The sequence below is a fragment of the Polyangium jinanense genome (genome assembly GCF_028435265.1).
Taxonomy (GTDB): domain Bacteria; phylum Myxococcota_A; class Polyangia; order Polyangiales; family Polyangiaceae; genus Polyangium; species Polyangium jinanense.
This window is the reverse complement of record NZ_JAGTJK010000072.1, coordinates 1-17,504: the sequence shown is the minus strand read 5'-3', so window position 1 is coordinate 17,504 and position 17,504 is coordinate 1. Positions and strand designations below refer to the sequence as shown.

12 protein-coding genes are annotated in these 17,504 nt (G+C 67.9%); 8 read left to right on the top strand and 4 right to left on the bottom strand.

What is annotated here, in order from left to right; translation table 11 throughout:
* The first annotated feature begins 43 nt into the window (after window positions 1-43).
* Entirely contained in the window at window positions 44-2,179 is a 2,136-nt protein-coding gene (locus tag KEG38_RS49760; RefSeq protein WP_272427955.1) for a hypothetical protein, read from the top strand.
* On the opposite strand, the gene KEG38_RS49755 is transcribed toward KEG38_RS49760, so the two are convergent.
* Complete coding sequence (locus KEG38_RS49755; protein WP_272427954.1) at window positions 2,180-3,550, bottom strand: MFS transporter; 1,371 nt, start codon at window positions 3,548-3,550, stop codon at window positions 2,180-2,182.
* A 71-nt stretch (window positions 3,551-3,621) separates the two neighbouring features.
* Here KEG38_RS49755 and KEG38_RS49750 point away from each other — a divergent pair, with 71 nt between their 5' ends.
* Window positions 3,622-6,351 carry an MGH1-like glycoside hydrolase domain-containing protein gene (locus KEG38_RS49750; RefSeq protein ID WP_272427952.1) on the top strand — a complete coding sequence of 910 codons (2,730 nt, stop codon included), beginning with the start codon at window positions 3,622-3,624 and terminating at the stop codon, window positions 6,349-6,351.
* A 349-nt stretch (window positions 6,352-6,700) separates the two neighbouring features.
* On the opposite strand, the gene purU is transcribed toward KEG38_RS49750, so the two are convergent.
* Window positions 6,701-7,597, bottom strand: a complete 897-nt coding sequence (gene purU, locus KEG38_RS49745) for a formyltetrahydrofolate deformylase (protein WP_272427951.1) — start codon at window positions 7,595-7,597, stop codon at window positions 6,701-6,703.
* Between the two features lie 169 nt (window positions 7,598-7,766).
* Here purU and gpmA point away from each other — a divergent pair, with 169 nt between their 5' ends.
* Window positions 7,767-8,513 carry a 2,3-diphosphoglycerate-dependent phosphoglycerate mutase gene (gpmA, locus tag KEG38_RS49740; RefSeq protein ID WP_272427950.1) on the top strand — a complete coding sequence of 249 codons (747 nt, stop codon included), beginning with the start codon at window positions 7,767-7,769 and terminating at the stop codon, window positions 8,511-8,513.
* A gap of 9 nt (window positions 8,514-8,522) precedes the next feature.
* Here the strand turns inward: gpmA and KEG38_RS49735 are convergent, their stop codons facing one another.
* Complete coding sequence (locus KEG38_RS49735; RefSeq protein WP_272427949.1) at window positions 8,523-9,344, bottom strand: PAS domain-containing protein; 822 nt, start codon at window positions 9,342-9,344, stop codon at window positions 8,523-8,525.
* A gap of 108 nt (window positions 9,345-9,452) precedes the next feature.
* Complete coding sequence (locus KEG38_RS49730) at window positions 9,453-11,771, bottom strand: ATP-dependent helicase (RefSeq protein ID WP_272427948.1); 2,319 nt, start codon at window positions 11,769-11,771, stop codon at window positions 9,453-9,455.
* Between the two features lie 152 nt (window positions 11,772-11,923).
* On the opposite strand from KEG38_RS49730, the gene KEG38_RS49725 reads away from it, so the two are divergent.
* The 5 genes from KEG38_RS49725 to KEG38_RS49705 all read left to right on the top strand — a co-directional run bounded on the left by KEG38_RS49725 (window position 11,924) and on the right by KEG38_RS49705 (window position 17,388).
* Complete coding sequence (locus KEG38_RS49725; RefSeq protein WP_272427947.1) at window positions 11,924-14,053, top strand: D-alanine--D-alanine ligase family protein; 2,130 nt, start codon at window positions 11,924-11,926, stop codon at window positions 14,051-14,053.
* Between the two features lie 85 nt (window positions 14,054-14,138).
* Complete coding sequence (locus KEG38_RS49720; protein ID WP_272427946.1) at window positions 14,139-14,432, top strand: hypothetical protein; 294 nt, start codon at window positions 14,139-14,141, stop codon at window positions 14,430-14,432.
* Window positions 14,433-14,500: 68 nt separating this feature from the next.
* Entirely contained in the window at window positions 14,501-15,820 is a 1,320-nt protein-coding gene (locus tag KEG38_RS49715) for a serine/threonine-protein kinase (RefSeq protein ID WP_272427945.1), read from the top strand.
* A 17-nt stretch (window positions 15,821-15,837) separates the two neighbouring features.
* The gene (locus tag KEG38_RS49710; RefSeq protein WP_272427944.1) at window positions 15,838-16,830 is read left to right on the top strand and encodes a tetratricopeptide repeat protein; all 993 of its coding nucleotides are present in this window, start codon (window positions 15,838-15,840) and stop codon (window positions 16,828-16,830) included.
* Window positions 16,831-16,989: 159 nt separating this feature from the next.
* Window positions 16,990-17,388, top strand: a complete 399-nt coding sequence (locus tag KEG38_RS49705; RefSeq protein WP_272427943.1) for a response regulator — start codon at window positions 16,990-16,992, stop codon at window positions 17,386-17,388.
* The last annotated feature ends 116 nt before the right edge of the window (window positions 17,389-17,504 follow it).

Genomic DNA, 17,504 nt, shown 5'->3' with positions numbered 1-17,504 from the left:
GGCGGGCTGCGGCCAGCGGCCCGATGTGCCTGGAGATTCATCGATGAGGAACCTTGCTTTTTCGTTGACGACGACCTTCGCCGCGCTCGCCTTTTTGGCGGCCTGCGGCGGCACCGATCCCGCCGGCAGCGGCGGCACCGGCGGCGACGGCGGCTCGGCGGGCAACGGCGGTCATAACCCGCTCGGGGAGACGTTCACCAAGGTCGTCGTGGTCGATCGGAGCGGCGGCGCATCCGAGCGAGAGGACGTCCTCGTCACGTTCGCGCAGCCATTCGCGGTCGGCGACGTGCCCTCCGGCGCCACCGTGGCGGCGCGTATCGAGGGCGTGGATGTTCCGCTCCAGGTCGACGCCAAGGCGACACACGCCGATGGCTCGCTCCGCCACGCCGTGCTGACGGCGCGCATTCCCAAGCTGCCCGGCAGCGGGAGCACGACGCTCGAACTGTATCCCGCGTCCGCCGGCGAAGAGGGCGCCTCCGTCGCGGCGTCGGAGCTCCTCGCGACGACGTTTGACGCCAAAGTATCGGTGGAGCTCGCGGGCAAACATTACGAGGCGTCCGCGCGCTCGCTTCTCGAAGCCAAGGTAGGACCTGCTTGGCTCGATGGCCCGCTAGTCTCCGAGTGGTCCGTGGTGGCGCCGGTGGCTGGCCCCGACGGCGCGCACCCGCACCTCACGGCGCGGTTCGACGTGCGCGCATACGCGGGCAAACCCAGCGTGCTCGTGAGCGTGACCGTCGAGAACGACTGGGCGTACGAGCCGGAGCCGCAGAACTTCACCTACGATCTCGCGATCGATACCGACAAGGAGTCCGTCTACACGAAGAGCGGGCTCGTTCATCTTCGAAAGGCGCGCTGGCGCAAGGCGTTCTGGTGGGGTGAGGATCCGCAGGTCGACGTCGAGCACGACATCCCTTACCTGCTCTCCACCGGCGCCGTCCCGCACTTCGATCCCACGCTGGCGCCGGCCGAAACGGCGCTCGCGAACCTCGATACGGCGTACAGCGCAAAGGCGTACGAGCCCATGGGGATCGGCCTGGCAGAGGAATACATGCCCCAGACCGGGGGAAGGATCGATATCGGACCCATGCCGGGCTGGAGCGCCATGTGGCTCCTGTCCATGGATGAACGCGCGAAGCGGGCCACGCTCGGCACCGCGGACGGCGCGGGGAGCTGGCCCATCCACTACCGCGACAAGGTGACCGATCGTATCGTGTCGCTCGAAGACCACGCGTACATGACCTTGCTCGGCAACCCCGGCGACGCCGTCAATCCCGAGACCGGCGTCTCCGACGCGTTCCCCGCCTGCGGGGGCGATTGCTCGAGCCCCTACGAGCCCGATTCGGCGCATCAGCCTGCGCTCGTCTACTTGCCCTATCTGCTCACGGGGGATCGCTACTACCTGGAGGAGCTCCAGTTCTGGGCGAACTTCAACATGCTCCAGTCGAACCCGGGCTTCCGCGAAAACAGGAAGGGGCTCGTGCAATTCGATCAGACGCGCGGCCAGGCCTGGTCGCTGCGGACGCTGGGGCAGGCGGCGTACATCACGCCGGACGACGATCCGATGAAGAAGTATTTCACCGACCGGGTCGGCTACAACATCGACTGGTACAAGAAGAACTACATCGACAACCCGGATGCGAACGTGCTCGGCATCATCACGAATGGATATTCGCTCTACGACGACGGCACGATGGCGCCGTGGATGGATGACTTCTTCACGTGGAGCGTCGGCCACCTGGTCTCGCTCGGCTTCGAGGACGCGCGGCCGCTGCTCGAGTACAAATCGAAATTCCCGGTCGGGCGCATGACTGGTCCCGACTTCTGCTGGGTCTTCGCGAGCGTCTATCACCTCCCCGTGAAGGACACGGCCCAGAACAAGTTCTTCACGACGTTCGCCGAGGCCTATCAAGCGTCGGTGGTTCACGAGGGGCATCCGGAGGTGGCGTCGATGGCCTGCGGGGGTCCGGAGATGGGGGCCGCGCTCATGCTCCAGGCAGGCGAGATGGTCGGCTACTCGCCGAGCACGCAAGGGTACCCGGCGAACATGCAGCCGGCGCTCGCGGCGGCGGTGGAATCGAAGATCCCGGGCGCCCAGGAGGCCTGGGACGTGTTCATGGCACGAAGCGCGAAGCCGGACTACAGCACGGAGCCGCAATTCGCAGTCGTGCCCCGGCCGTAATCACCCCGCCCCTTCCATCTCCTTCGTGACCCGCGCCTCCGGATACCTCGCGAATGCGAGGGCCGCGAGCAGCAAAATCGCCGTGGCGAGTGGCCCCGTGGCCTGAACTCCGAGCGGTTTCTCCGCGGAGCTGCCGAGCGCGTCCTTCACCCACTGAAAGACGCCCGTCGAGACGCCGAGCGAGATCTTCTGCAAAAATCCCTGCGCGCCGAAGAACATGGCCTCGCGGCGCTCGCCCGTGCGCCGCGTGGACGCCTCGCAGACGTCCGCGAGAATGGCGTTCGGGATGGCCATGAAGATCGCGACAGGGACGCCCGCGAGCGCGAAGAGGACCATGCCGATCCGGACGTCGTGCACGACCGGAATGAGGGCCATCAATGCACCAAAGACGAGCGCCGAGGCGATCATGGCCCCCTTTTTGGAGATTCGCCGCGTGAGGCCGCCGAGCAAAGGAAACGCGAGGGCGGCCACGCCGAACATGGGGCCGAGGAGCTTGCCCACCTCGGCGAGCGGGCGGCCCATGAGCACCTCGACGTAAAAGGGCACGCCCGTCGAGATCATGTTGAAGGCGAAGAAATAGAGCGTATAGCCGAAGACATAGGGTAAAAATGCGCGGTCCGCGAACGTCGCGCGCAGGGAATCCACGAGGCCGAGGTGGCTCGGCGCGGTATCCGTCTCCTGGGCACGGACCGAGAGGCGCCGCTCGTCGAGGAAAACGACGGGCAGGAGCATCAGGACGAACGAGAGCACGGCGAGGGCAAAGGCCATGGTCTGGAGCTCGACACGATCGTCACCACCCTTGCCGAGGAAAAGGGCCGGGGCGACGACCATGACGCCGAGCGCGCCGAGCAGGGCCGCGGCCGCGAGCAGGGTCGAGAGCGAGGTGTTTTCCTGCTTGTCGGGCGCGATCTCGGGCAGGAGCGCGAGGTACGGCGCGACGTACACCGAGAACATCGCGTAATAGGCCGTGAGCGTGGCGCCGAGCCAGACGACGTTGAGCAGCGACGAGGCGGCCGTGGGCGGGAAAAAGATGAGGCCTCCCGTGAGCGCGAGGGGAAAGACGCCCGCGAGCATGAAGGCGCGGCGGCGGCCGAAGCGGTGTTTGCTGCGATCGGACCAGTTCGCGATGATCGGGTCCCAGAAGGTATCGAAGCCTCGCGCGATGAGGTTCAGGAGGAGGTAGGTGGGGATCGCGCCGGCCAGGAACGCGGGGATCAGCGCGGTGCCCTTGTCGTCGGGCGGCGCGTAGAGCCTGAGGACGTAGGTCGTGACGAGCTGGTAACCAAGGACGTTCCCGGTGTTCCCCGCGGCGTAGACGAGCTTGTTGAAAAGCGAGAGCCTGGCCCGAGGAACGGCGGCGAGGGCGATCATAGGTTTGGGACGATACCGCAAATCGCTTCGGGCTTGACAAGCGGGTCGAAAAAGCCACGTGTTTTCTCATCATGAACGTGCTTCGCAACCCCCTGGGCACTTGCTTCGTCTCCCTCGCCGCGCTCGCGGCCCTCGGATGCGGAGGTGACGAATTGGGCGGTACGACCTCGGGAACGACCCTCGGAACAGGCTCGGGGAGCTCGAGCGGAAGCGGGAGCGGAGGCAGCGGCGCAGGCGGCGGCGGAAGCGGCGGCGGAAGCGCGAGCAGCAGCGGCAGCGGCGGCAGCGGCGGCAGCGGCGGCGGCAGCAGCGCCGAATGTGTGCCGCCGACGGGGACGCCGGCGTCTGGGACGGGCACGTGGTACGACGCGCCGAACCAGGCCACGGTCGTCGTGCAGAACGCGGCGAGCTGCGCGCGGACGTACGTGCTCTCGACCACGGGGCCGCTGCGCGACAACAACCCGTCGAACCCGCGGACGATCGCGGAAGTGCCCGGACAACCCGTGCTGCGGACGGGGCACGACATGCTCGACGCGCTCTATGCGCTGGCCGTCGAGGAGTCGCGCGAGTGTTCGGTCGCGGCGATCAGCGATTACGCGTTCAATGGTGGCAATCCCCTCCCCTGCCCGCAAGGCGGCTGCTTCGAGACGGGGCGGCTCTGGAAATACGTCTGGACGCGGGATACGTCGTATTCGGTGGCGCTCGGGCTCTCGCTGCTCGATCCGACGCGGGCGCGAAACTCGATGGAGTTCAAGACGAGCCTGCGGCGCGACGGGACGAAGCGCGAGATCGTGCAGGATACGGGGACGGGCGGGAGTTATCCGATCTCGTCGGATCGCGTGGTCTGGGCGATGGGCGCGTTCGAGCTGCTGAAGCACCTCGATGGGGCGGAGCGGTCGGCGTTCCGGGACCTCGCGTACGAGGCGATCGTGAACACGGCGGAGCACGATCGGCTCGTCGTGTGGGACAAGGCCGACGGGCTTTATCGCGGCGAGCAGTCGTTCCTCGACTGGCGCGAGCAGACGTATCCCGCGTGGGTCGCGACGGATACGGTGCAGATCGGGATGAGCAAGGCGCTCGGGACGAACATCGCGCATCTCGTGATGCTCGACGTCGCCGTGAAGCTCGCGGAGGAGAAGGGAGATACGGCGGCGAGTCAGAAATACGCCGGGTGGGCGACGGCGCTGCGGGACGCGATCCGGGCGCGGCTGTTCTTGCCGGAGCGGCAGATGTATTCGACGTTCGTGACGACGTATCTGGATCCGGCGCCGACGCTGCAATACGATCTCCTGGGCTCGGCGTTCGCGGTGCTGTTCGATGTCGCAACGAAGGCCGAGGCGGAGGAGATCGTGGCGCGGTATCCGCATTTGCCGAAGGGCGCGCCCGTGATCTGGCCGCAGCAGCAGAATACACGGATCTATCACAATCGCGCGATCTGGCCGTTCGTGACGGCGTTCTGGGCCAAGGCCGCGGCGAAGGCGGGCAACGCGGACGCGATCGACAACGCGGTGCGCGCGCTCGTGCGCGGCGCGGCGCTGAACCTCTCCAACATGGAGAACTTCGAGGCCGTGACCGGGGCGAACTGGAAGGAAGAAGGGCCAACGAGCGGGCCGGTCGTCAATTCACAAAGGCAGCTCTGGAGCGTGGCCGGGTTCGTCGGGGTCGTGCACGACGTGCTCTTCGGGCTGGAAGCGACGCAATCGGGGATCCGGTTCGCGCCGAAGATCACGCGAGGGCTGCGCAATACGCTGTTCTCGGGGATGGACGAGATCACGCTGTCGGGCGTGCGGTACAAGGGGAAGCGGATCTCGGTCCGGGTGAAGCTGCCGGCGGTGTCGGGCGACAATGGGCTGCTCGACGTGACGGCGGCGCGGCTCGACGGGCAGGACGTGGGGACGGGTTTCGTGGACGCGGCGGCGCTCGGGCAGGACAGCGTGTTCGAGATCGAGCTCGGTGCAGGCGCGCCGTCGACGAAGGGGATCACCGCGCTCGGGGACGCGGAGATCGCCAATTACAAGAATGTGTTCGGCCCGCATACGCCCTCGATTTCGGGTCTCGTGATCACGAATGATCGGGTCCAGGTCAATTTCTCCGTGGGAGAGAACCCGAACGACGTGACGCTCAACGTGTATCGCGACGGGACGCGAATCGCGCAGGACCTGCCCGGAGGCACGACGTCGTACGTGGACCCGGGGAGCACGGAGTACATGACGAAGACGTATTGCTACACGGTGGAGGCGGTCTTCAAGACGTCGGGCAACGCCTCGCAACGCGCGCGGCCCTGGTGTTACTGGGGGCCGAACAACACGCGGATCCAGTCCTTCGGCGCGCAGCAGAGCTTTCAGGCGACGGGCGGCACGCTCGTCCTGAACCACGGCCGCTGGCATTACGAGAACTGGGGCGATCCCGGGCACAAGATCACGGTCTCGAACGTGACCGCGAAGCAATCGGGGCGGCACTTGCTGCAGGTGACGGCGGGCAACGGCGCCGGCGATTACACGACGGGCATCACCTGCAGCGTGAAGGCGATCGAGGTGTGGGACGGCGCGACACTCGTGGGCAGCGGGCAACTCACGATGCCCCACCTCGCGACCTGGGACGACTGGCGCGATTCGAACTTCGTACCCGTCGATCTCGTGGCCGGAAAAACCTATTCAATCGTGATCCGAGAGGACGCCGGCTCCGGCAACATGAGCGACTTCGCCCATTTCGGTTCGTACAACGGGATGGGCGGGCAGAGCGGGCGCTTCAACAAGGTAAACATCTCGGAGCTGAAGGTGCTCGCGATCGGAGCGCCTTGACGCGGGGCTTTGCCCCGCACCCCAGCAGGGGGCTATCCGCCCCCTGCACCCTGGACCAGCGCAAGCGCTGGACCCGGGGTCGATGAACTGCGCGATGCGCAGTTCATCGAACAGGCCGAGGCAAGACCGGCGACGATGTTGCCAGTCAAAACCGCAGCGCTGACGTGTCTGCTCGAGGCGTGCAGCGCTGCCGTCTCGGCTGACGAGGTGGTTCGTGGTCTTGCCACGGGCCCGTCGGATAAACCGCGCATCGCGCGGTTTATCCGCCCTCGGTCCAGGCCGTGCCTGGTCCGGGTCGAGGGGCGGACAGCCCCCGCGGGGTCCGGGGCAGCGCCCCGGCGCTACGCCATCAAAGCACGATCGTCCGCCGCCCCTCGACAATCACGCGTCGCTCGAGGTGCGCGCGGACGGCGCGCGAGAGTACGACGCGTTCGACGTCGCGGCCGGTGCGGGACATCTCGTCGGGGCCCATCGCGTGCGTGACGCGTGCGACGTCTTGCTCGATGATGGGGCCCTGATCGAGGTCTTTCGTCGCGTAATGGGCTGTCGCGCCGATCATCTTCACGCCGCGCGCGTGGGCTTGGTGATAGGGTTTGGCGCCCTGGAATGCGGGCAGGAAGCCGTGGTGGATGTTGATCACGGGCGGTGCCTCGTTCAGGAAGTCCTCGGTGAGGACTTGCATGTATCGGGCGAGCACGACGAGATCCACGTGGTGCCGGCGGCAGAGCTCCAGGATTCGCTTTTCCTGGTCGCGTTTCGTGTCGGGTGTGACGGGCAGACAGAAGAACGGAATGCGGAAGCTCTCGGCGACGGGCTCGAGGGTCGGGTGGTTTGAAAGGACCAGCGGGATCTCGCAGGGCAATTCGCCTGAGCGCTGCCGCAGGACGAGGTCGTAGAGGCAGGCGGGGTCTTTCGTCACGAGGACGGCGACGCGCTGGATCTGGTCGCCGTAGCGGACGGACCAGGTGGCCGAGAGGGTCTGGGCGAGGTCGCCGAAGGCGCGCTCGAGGGCTGCGCGGGTCGAGGAGCCGCCGAGGGCTGCGCTTGCTGCGGGGGCGGAGAGGCCTGAGACGTCGACGACCATGCGCATGAAGAACCGCGCTCCGCCCTCGACGTGGACGTCGGTGTGGTTGCCGGCGTCGATGATGTTGAGGCCGGCGTTGTAGAAAAAGCCGGCGAGACGCGCGACGAGGCCCGGCTGATCGGGCGCGGCGACGAGGAACGTGGCGTGGACGGTGGAGCTCATCGGATCGCCTCCGATACCTGAACCGTGCTGCGAAGGCGAGCGGGATCGACGCGGCGCGGCGATGCGTTTGCCTCGGGACGAGACGCTTGACGCCGGAGAACGGCCGCGTCATGCCCCCGGGCGGGCCTCGTTGTGAGGTCGGATGCAGCTCTCTGAAGGGAAGAACGTGATGCACAAGCTCGTCCTCCTCCGCCATGGCGAGAGCCAGTGGAACAAGGAAAACCGCTTTACCGGCTGGGTCGACGTACCGCTCAGTGAAAAGGGCGTCGAGGAGGCGCGCGCTGCTGCGCAGATGATCGCGGCCGAGGGGCTGACGTTCGACGTGGCGTACACGTCGGTGCTGAAGCGCGCCATCAAGACGTTGTGGATCGTGCTGGAGGAGCTCGATCGGATGTGGATCCCCGTCACCGAGAACTGGCGGGTGAACGAGCGGATGTACGGGGCGCTGCAGGGGCTCGACAAGGCCGAGACGGTGGCGAAGCACGGCGAGGCGCAGGTGAAGATCTGGCGCCGGAGCTACGACACGCCGCCGCCTGCGATGGGCGAGGACGATCCGCGCTGGCCTGGGAAGGATCCGCGGTATGCCTCGCTCCGCAAGGAGGAGATCCCGGCGAGCGAATCGCTCAAGGACACGGTGGCGCGGTTCCTGCCGTTCTGGGAGTCCGATATCGCGCCGGCGATCCGGAGCGGGAAACGCGTGATCATCGCGGCGCACGGAAATAGCCTGCGCGCGCTGGTGAAGCATCTCGACGGGATTTCGGATTCGGAGATCGTCGAGCTGAACATCCCGACGGGGGTGCCGCTTTTGTACGAGCTCGACGGGAATTTGAAGCCGATCTCGCGCCGGTACCTCGGCGACGAGGCGGCGGCGAAGGCGAAGGCCGAGGCCGTCGCGAATCAGATCAAGGCGCGATAGAGCGCTGTCTCAGCGGCGCGACGATCCCCGTCGCAATGCGAGCGCCCTGGACAACCCCTGTTTCAGGGTGGCGCACGTCGTCATTCCTCCGAGATCCAGACCTCCCTCGACGAACGTGCGGGCCGACTCCGCGCTGATACCGACGAGGATCGTGCGGCAGCCGAGCAGGGCGAGGGCGCGCACCGCGCGGGCGATGATTTCTGCCCCGGCTGCGTCGGGTAAACCCGCGCCTGTGACGTCGATGAGAACCGTCTCCGTGTTGCGCTCGCTGACGGCGGCGAGCACGCTCTCGATGGCATGCGCTGCCCGACTCTGCGAGAGCGCGCCGACGAGGGGCAATAACAGGATGCCCTCCCATATTTCGAGCACCGGTACGACGAGGCCGTCGATGACCCGTTCCTGCGCCTCGATGATCGCCTGCTTCCGCGCCGCCTCGGCTTCGAGGAGCTCGGTCTTGCGGGCGTGCTCCATCTGGTGGGTGATATCCATGATGAGCCCATAGAGGCCCACCACGGCTCGCGACGCGTCGCGAATCGGCACCTTGCGCGTCCAGAGGATCCGGAGCTCGCCGCCTCCGAGCGTGATCTTCTCCTCGTTGAGGTCGGGCCGACCTGTCTCGAAGACCAGGTCGTCGTGCTCCCAGAAGACGGCGACCTGATCGGGCGGGAAAAAGTCGGGATCACTCCGGCCGCGGATCTCCTCGGGCGGCCGGCCGAGGAGGTCGCAGAAGGCACGATTGAATGCAATCCAGCGATGCTGCCGGTCCTTGAAAAACATCGGATCCGGCATTCCGTCGACGAGCTCTTGGAGCAGTCCGGCTTCGGTGTTCATCCTTCAAGCCCTCCCTCGCTCGGAAATCGCGACGCTACGATTTCCCAGCGTACACCACGTCGTCCCCCCATTGCGAGGGTCATGCGTGGCATCGGAGGGTGGATTGGATTACTCGGTCCGCAAGAATCGTGCTTTGATACGCTTCACGCCCCAGCCCGAGAATTTCACGGTGGCGATCGGGTCGTCGCCGGGATCGACCTCAACGATGACGCCCACACCGAACTTCTCGTGCATGACGCGCGCCCCGCGTGCGAGGCCCCCCTCGCCTGAGGCCTCGACCGGCTCGCGCTCGATGTAGCGCTCGCCCGGCGCGCGCGCGGGCAGGGCCGGGGAAGGCGTGGAGAACGGGCGCGCGGGTGCGTCGCCACCGCGATCCATGGGATGCGTCCACGGCCCGCGCGGGCGCGCGGGTTCGTCGCGGTAGCCGTCGCGGAAGGAGCGCTCGCTCGACGCCGCGGCCGTCATGAGGGGTTTTACGCCGGCGACCGGGAAATCGGCGATGAAGCGGCTCGGCACGCCGAAGCGCGTGTTGCCGAAGATCATGCGCCGCGCCGCGTGCGTCACGAAGAGGCGCTCGCGGGCGCGCGTGACGGCGACGTAGGCGAGGCGGCGCTCCTCCTCGATGTCCTCGTTGCGCTTGGGATCCGGGCCCTTGAAGGGGAAGATCTCGTCCTCCATGCCCGTGATGAAGACCGTGTCGAACTCGAGGCCCTTGGCCGCGTGCACGGTCATCATCGAGACACGCGGCGCGTCCTCGAGTGCGTCGATGTCGCTCGAGAGCGTGATGCGCTCGAGGTAGCCGGAGAGCGCGCCGACCTGGCCCACCGCCGCGGCCTCGGCCTCGTAATCGAGGATGGAGCCGATGAGCTCCTGGAGGTTCTGCTTGCGCGCGTCGCTCTCGGCGCTGTCGTCCTCGTCGAGCATGCGGGCGTAACCCGTGCGTTCGAGGACCTCGCGCGCGAGGTCGCTCGGCGGCGCGGAGGCGGCCTTTTCGCGCAGGCCTTCGATGAGCTCGCGGAAGGCGAGCAAGCTCTTCTTCGCGGCCGTGCCGAGGCCGCCGCGATCCGTGAGCGGCAGGATCGCCTCGTAGAGCGGCACGTTCAGCGCGTTCGCGACCTGCGTGAGCCGATCGAGCGTGGCCCCGCCGATCTTACGCGCGGGGACGTTGATGATGCGCTCGAGGTCGACGTCGCTCTTCGGGTTGTCGAGGATGCGCAGGTACGAGAGACAGTCCTTCACCTCGGCACGCTCGAAGAAGCGCATGCCGCCGACGATCTGGTAGGGGATGCGCTCGGCGCGCAGGACCTCTTCGAGCACGCGCGACTGGGCGTGGACGCGGTAGAAGATCGCGACCTCGCCGAGCGGGACGCCACGCGCCTGGGCCTCGCGCACACGCTCGGCCACCCACGCGGCCTCGTCGTGCTCGTTCTGCGCGGCGACGACGACGACGGGCTCGCCGCCGTCGCGCGCGGTCCAGAGCTCCTTCGGCTCGCGATCCTTCGCCGGCTTGATGACGCCGAGCGCGGCCCGGACGATGTTGCCCGTGGACCTGTAGTTCTGCTCGAGCTTGACGATGGCGGCGTCGGGGAAGTCGCGCCGGAAGTTGCGGACGATGCGCACGTCGGCGCCGCGCCAGCGGTAGATGCTCTGATCGTCGTCGCCGACGACGCAGAGGTTGCGGCTCGCGGCGAGCGCGCGCACGAGGCGGTACTGGACCTGGTTCACGTCCTGGAACTCGTCGACGAGGACGTGCCGGAAGCGCGCGCGGAGATCGTCGCCGGCGAGGCTCTTCGGATCCTCGGCGATGCGGAGGACCGAGAGGATGAGGTCGTCAAAGTCGACGGCGTTCGCCTTGCGGAGGTAACGCTCGTAGCCCTCGTAGACCTTGAGGATCGCGTCGTCGAAGAAGCCCTGCGGCTCGAAATCGGCGGGGCCGCGGCCCTCCTGCTTCTCCTTGTGGATGCGCGAGAGGACCTGCCGCGGCGGGTAGCGCTTGTCGTCGAGCGAGAGCTCTTTCAAGACACGCGCGACGACCGCGCGCTGGTCGGAGTCGTCGTAGATGACGAAGTTGCGCTCGAGGCCCGCCGCTTCGTGGAAGCGGCGGAGCAGGCGCGCGCACGTCGCGTGGAACGTGCCGATCCAGAGCTCCTTGGCGATCTCGTCGCCCGCGAGGCTCGCGATGCGGCGGCGCATCTCGCCGGCCGCCTTGTTCGTGAAGGTCACGGCGAGCACGCGGTACGGAGGCACGCGGTGCCCGGCGAGCAGGTTCGCGATGCGATACGTGATGACACGCGTCTTGCCGCTGCCCGCGCCCGCAAACACGACGAGCGGGCCCTCGGCGTGGGCCACGGCCCGCGCCTGGGGCTCGTTGAGCTCGTCCGCCGGCTCGGGGAACGTCGGCGGAGGAAAGGCCACCAGATCCGTCACGCACGGGGCCGTAGCACGTGCCCCCGCGCGAGGGGAGCCCTAGACGCTTGACGCCGCGGTCGTCCGCCCGCATCACACGCTCGCCCAGCTACATTTTCCCCTCGAAAAACCCGCGACATCCTCCCTCTCCTTCGGCACCCTCCTTTTCAACGATGCGCCTCGCGCTCACCTACAATTTGAAGATCACGGGCTCCCCCGACGAGGCGGAGTTCGACAGTCCAGCAACCATCGACGCGATCGAAGGGGCCCTCGTGCGCGCAGGCCACGAGGTCGAGCGCGTCGAGGTCTCCGGCCCCGCATCCCGCGTCATCGCGCGGCTCGAATCGATCTCGCCCGACCTCGTGTTCAACATGGCCGAGGGGCACAAGGGCAAGATGCGCGAGGCATTTTACCCCGCGCTTTTCGACGAGCTCGGCTTCCCGTACACGGGCTCGGACGCGTACACGCTCTGCCTGACGCTCGACAAGGCGCTCACGAAGCGCACGCTCGCGGGCTTCGGCGTGCCGACACCACGTGCGCGGCTCGTGACGCGCGTGGCGATCGAGGGCGGCGTGCTCGACGACGTCACGTTCCCGGTGATCGTGAAGCCGAACTTCGAGGGCTCCTCGAAGGGGATTTCAGGCGATTTCAGCGTCTGCGAGGACGGCCACGAGCTCGCCGAGATCGTCGACCGGCAGCTCTCGCGCTTCCCCACGGGCTTGCTCGTCGAGCGCTTCGTGCGCGGGGTCGACGTGTCGTGCTCGTTCGTCGAGGGCCTCGGCAGCGACGGGATTCTCGATCCGGTCGAGTACGTGATCGATCCTCGGTACCAGAACCTTTACAACGTCTACGATTTCCATCTGAAGAACGTGCGGCCCGAGCACGTGACGACGCGCCCGGCGGAGCTGCCGGCGGCGGTGCTCGATCGCATCCAGACGCTGACGCGCAGGATCGTGCGGGCGCTCGATCTCAAGGACCTCGGGCGCTGCGAGTTCCGCGTGGCCCCAGGGTCGCCGCAGACGGGCTATGACATCCACTTCCTCGAGGTCGACGCGTTGCCCTCGCTCGATCCGAGCGCCGCGATGTTCGTCGCGGCGAAGAAGGGCGGCTTCGATTACGACGGCGTGATCCGGTCGATCGTGCGGAGCGCTTGCAAGCGGAGGGGCATGTCGCACTTCGTCGACAGCGCGCCGAAGCGCGCGAAGAAGGCCACGCTGCGCGTGGGCTTCACGTTCAACATGAAGCGCGACGGCGGCGACGCGGAGGCCGAGTTCGACTCGCCGCAGACGATCGATGCGATCACGAACGCGCTCGAGAGCTTCGGCCACACGGTGATCCCGCTCGAAGCGAAGCCGGATCTGCCGCACCGGCTGCTCGCAGCGCAGCCCGACGTGGTCTTCAACATCGCCGAGGGCGTGCGCGGACGGGGCCGCGAGGCGCAGGTGCCCGCGATGCTGGAGCTGCTCGGCATTCCCTACTCCGGCAGCGATCCGACGACGCTCTCGCTCTGCCTCGACAAGGGCCTCACGAAGCAGATCCTGCGCGCCTCGCGCATCGAGACGCCCGAGTGGCAGGTGCTCACGACGGGCCGCGAGAAGCTCAAGGCCTTCCGTTACCCGGTGATCGTCAAGCCGAACGCGGAGGGCACGTCGAAAGGGATCAGCAGCGCGTCCGTGGTGCCGGACGAGGCGAGCGCGCGCGCCGCGGCGAAGGTCTTGCTCGAGCGGTATGGGCAACCAGCGCTCGTCGAGGAGTACGTCGACGGCCGCGAGCTCACCGTGGGCCTGCTCGGCGACCGAAGGCCGCGGGTCTTGCCGCCGATGGAGGTGGTCTTCGTCGATCCGCCCGAGCACCCGGTCTACGGCTTCGAGGAGAAGCAGATGGGCACGACGCGCGTGCGCTTCGAATGCCCGGCGAACCTCGGATCGGCGGAGCTCAAACGGATCGAGAAGATCGCGCGCGACACGTTCCTCGCGCTGCACTGCCGCGACGTCGCGCGGATCGATCTGCGCATGGCGAAGGACGGCACGGTGTACGTGATCGAGTGCAACCCGCTGCCGGGGCTCACCCCGGATTTCAGCGATCTCTGCGTCATCGCGAAGGTCGCGAGCATGGATTTCCGGACACTCATCGGCGAGATCCTCGCGGGCTGCATCAAGCGGTACCGCGGCGAGCGCGCCGCAGCCGCGCCGCCTCTGGTGCAGGTCGCCGCCCCGACGCAGCCGCACGGGCTGCTCCCACTGCTCACGTCCCCCACGCCTCCCACGCCCCCTACGGGCCCCGTGAAGGCCAACGGGTCCTGATCGAAACATCCGTCCTGACTGACCGGATTCCCGTCGCGCACGTCCTGCACACCGCCCCGGCCCGCGCCTTGCGTGGGGCCGGGGCATGGGATCTTCGGCCCTGTGTCGGTTCTCCCTGCTGGCGTTCGCGTGTGGCCTCTCCGCGCTGGGCTGCGGGCGCGGTGCGACGCAGCGCGCTGCCGAGGCGCCGCTCGCGCCCGAGCCGCCCACGTATGCCGTGGTGATCGCGCCGGGGACCTACTTTCCCGACTGGCCGTCGCTATCGGTCGGAGGCGAGCCGGAGTACGACGAGACGCGCTCGATCGAGGTGCGCGAGCAGCTCCCGCCACAGGGGCCCGCGGCACAAATTCCGATGCGGATGAGCGGAGGGCCGCGCTAGATCGGACGGACCCACGCACGGGGTGTTTCCCGTTTCGGCGGCTCGTGGTTTAAACTTTGGTCTCCGCCGTGAGACCTCCCGAACCCGAGCTGCAGAGCGTGAGGCCGAGCCCCTGGGCGCCGGGCTCGATCATCGGGGGAAAATATCGCCTCACCACGCCCATCGGGGCCGGCGGCATGGGGCAAGTCTGGCGCGCCGAGCACACGTCACTCGGCACGACCGTGGCGGTGAAGCTCGTCGATCTCGCGTCGTCGCAGAATCCGCAGGAGACGATGGCGCGCTTCCTCCACGAGGCGCGCGCCGCGGCGAGGCTCAAGAACGAGAACGTGGTCCAGACGATGGATCACGGCGCGCAAGGGCACGTCGCGTACATCGTGATGGAGCTGCTCGAAGGCGAGAGCCTGGCAAAGCGGCTCACGCGCACGCGCGTCCTGCCCGCGTCGGACGCGGTGCGGATCTTTCGCGAGATGGCGCGCGCGCTGGAGAAGGCGCACAAGCAGGGGATCGTGCATCGCGACCTCAAGCCGGAGAACGTCTTCCTCTCCGTCGAGGAGGGACGCGAGGTCGTGAAGATCCTCGACTTCGGCATCGCGAAAACGGCCGACGGCGGCCACGATCCACACCTGAAGACGCACGCGGGCACGGTGCTCGGGACGCCCGCGTACATGAGCCCGGAGCAGGTGCTCGGCAAGGAGCTCGATTTCCGCTCGGATCTCTGGCAGCTCGCGATGATCGCGTTCGAGTGCGTGACGGGCGTGCGAGCCTTCTCGGGCAGCACGCTCGGCGAGCTCTTCATGCGCATCTGCTCGGCGCCCTTGCCCGTGCCGTCCCAGGCCGCGCGCAACGTGCCGCCCGGCTTCGACGCATGGTTCGCGCGCGCGGCGCAACGCGAGCCGAAGGACCGGTTCCAGTCCGCGCGCGAGCTCGCCGAGGGGCTCTCGCTCGTGCTCCTGCGCAGCCAAGGCGGAGGAGCCGCGACGGTGCCGCTCGGCTCGATGGTGCAGTCGGGCGGGCCCGAGCCGACGGGGCGGAACACGGCCTGGTCGAGCGGCCCCACGAACCCGAGCTCGCGGCGCGCGCTCACGATCGCGCTCGCCGTGCTCCCGGTGTTCCTCCTGGGCGCGGTCGGCGCCGTGTGGATCGTGAAGGGGCGTGACCCAGGCACGGAGGCCCCGACGCCCTCGGCGATCCACCCCGCCACGAGCGCGCTTCCTCCCGCGAGCCCGCCGAGCGCCGCGCCGAGCCCCGCGCCGAACGTGCCCGTCACCGCGACCCCTGGAGACGACGCAGGCGCGCCGGCCGCGCCAAGCGCGCCCGACGCGGGCTCTGCTCCGAAGATTCGCACCGGGACCAAGAAGAACACGAAGGAAGACGTCCTCGGCTTCTGAGACGAACACGAGCCCCGATGAACCGCCCTCCCTCGAAGCCCACGCGAGCGCCCTTCCGGACGTGCCTGCCGCTCGCCTTCGCCGCGCTCACCTGGCTCTCGCCGGCCGTGAGCACAGGGCAGGACTTCGCGACCCGCAGCGCCGCGCGCAAGCTCGGCGAGGAGGGCATCGCGCTCTTCGACAAGGGCCAGTACGCCGAGGCGCTCGAAAAGTTCAACCTCGCCGATCAGCTCGTGCCCGCGCCGACGCTCGGCCTGCGCGCGGCGCGAAGCCTCGTGAAGCTCGGCCGCCTCGTCGAGGCCACGGAGCGTTACCTCGCGGTGACGCGCATGGATCTCTCGCGCACGCAGGTCACGCCGGCATTCCGCAAGGCGCAAGCCGACGCGCTCAAGGAGCGCGAGGAGCTCTTGCCGCTCATCCCGAGCCTGACGATCGAGGTCACGGGGCCCTTGGGCGACGGCATCACGGTGTACGTCGACGGCACGCAGATCCCGCTCGCGCTGCTCGGGCAGAAGCGTCCGATCGATCCAGGGCCGCACGAGGTCGAGGTTCGTCGCGGCGAGACGAAGGTGAAGAAGAAGGTCGACCTCGTCGTGAAGCAGACGGAGAAGGTCGTGCTCATGCTCCCGCCGCTGCCAAAGCCGAAGCCGCCGGAGCCGGATCCGTTCTGGAGAACGATCGCCTGGGTGGGGATCGGCGTCGGCGCGGGCGGCATGGTGGCGTTCGGAGTGACGGGTGGGCTCGCGCTTTCGAAGGAGCAGGAGCTCACCACGAAGTGCCCGAACCGGACGTGTCAGCCAGAGTTCCACGCGGACGCGGACTTCTTCGATGCGCTGCGCTACGCGACGACGGCAGGCCTCGTGGTCGGCGTGGTGGGCCTCGGCGTGGGCGTGCCGCTGCTCATCGCGGGTCCGACCGAGAAGCCCAAAAAAGACGAGAAGAAGGCCGCCGGGATCACGTGGACGCCGGTGCTCGGGATCGGCACGGCGGGCGTGCGCGGAACGTTCTGAGCGGGCTCTGCACGCGAAGATCGCAGAAGTGCAAAGCTGGCGCGCACCGGCCGTTTAGCCCTGCAAGACGTCCTGGACGGGCGAGCCAAAGAATCCCTTTCTTTTCACGCATTTCCAGCGTTTCCGGATCGTGGTCCGTTCCTTGCATCTGGGTCGACCATGGCCCGCGTTTTGATCATCGACGACGACCCGACCTTCGGCCAGCGCGCCGTACGTTGCCTGGAAAAGGCAGGTATGCGGGCGCGCTTTCATGAGGGTCCCTTCGGCAGCCTGCACGCGGTCCGCGAGACGGGCTGCGAGATCGTGCTCGTCGACGTGGACATGCCGCGGCTCGACGGCGGTCTGCTCGTAAAGATGATCCGAGACGCCTACGGGCTCGGACAAACCCGAATCATGCTGGTCGGGGACAAGTCCGACGTGGAGCTCGCAGATCTCGCAGTGAGCGTGGGAGCCCACGGGTACGCATCGAAGAGCGTGACGGACGCAGAGCTCGCCGGGCGCGTCGCCGGGCTCGCCCTGCGAAGGCCGTCGCGACGGCCGACGCCAGCGATGGGCTGAAAGGTGAGCGCGGGGCTTTGCCCCGCACCCCAGCAGGGGGCTGTCCGCCCCCTGCACCCCGGACCAGGCACGGCCTGGACCGAGGGCGGATAAACCGCGCGATGCGCGGTTTATCC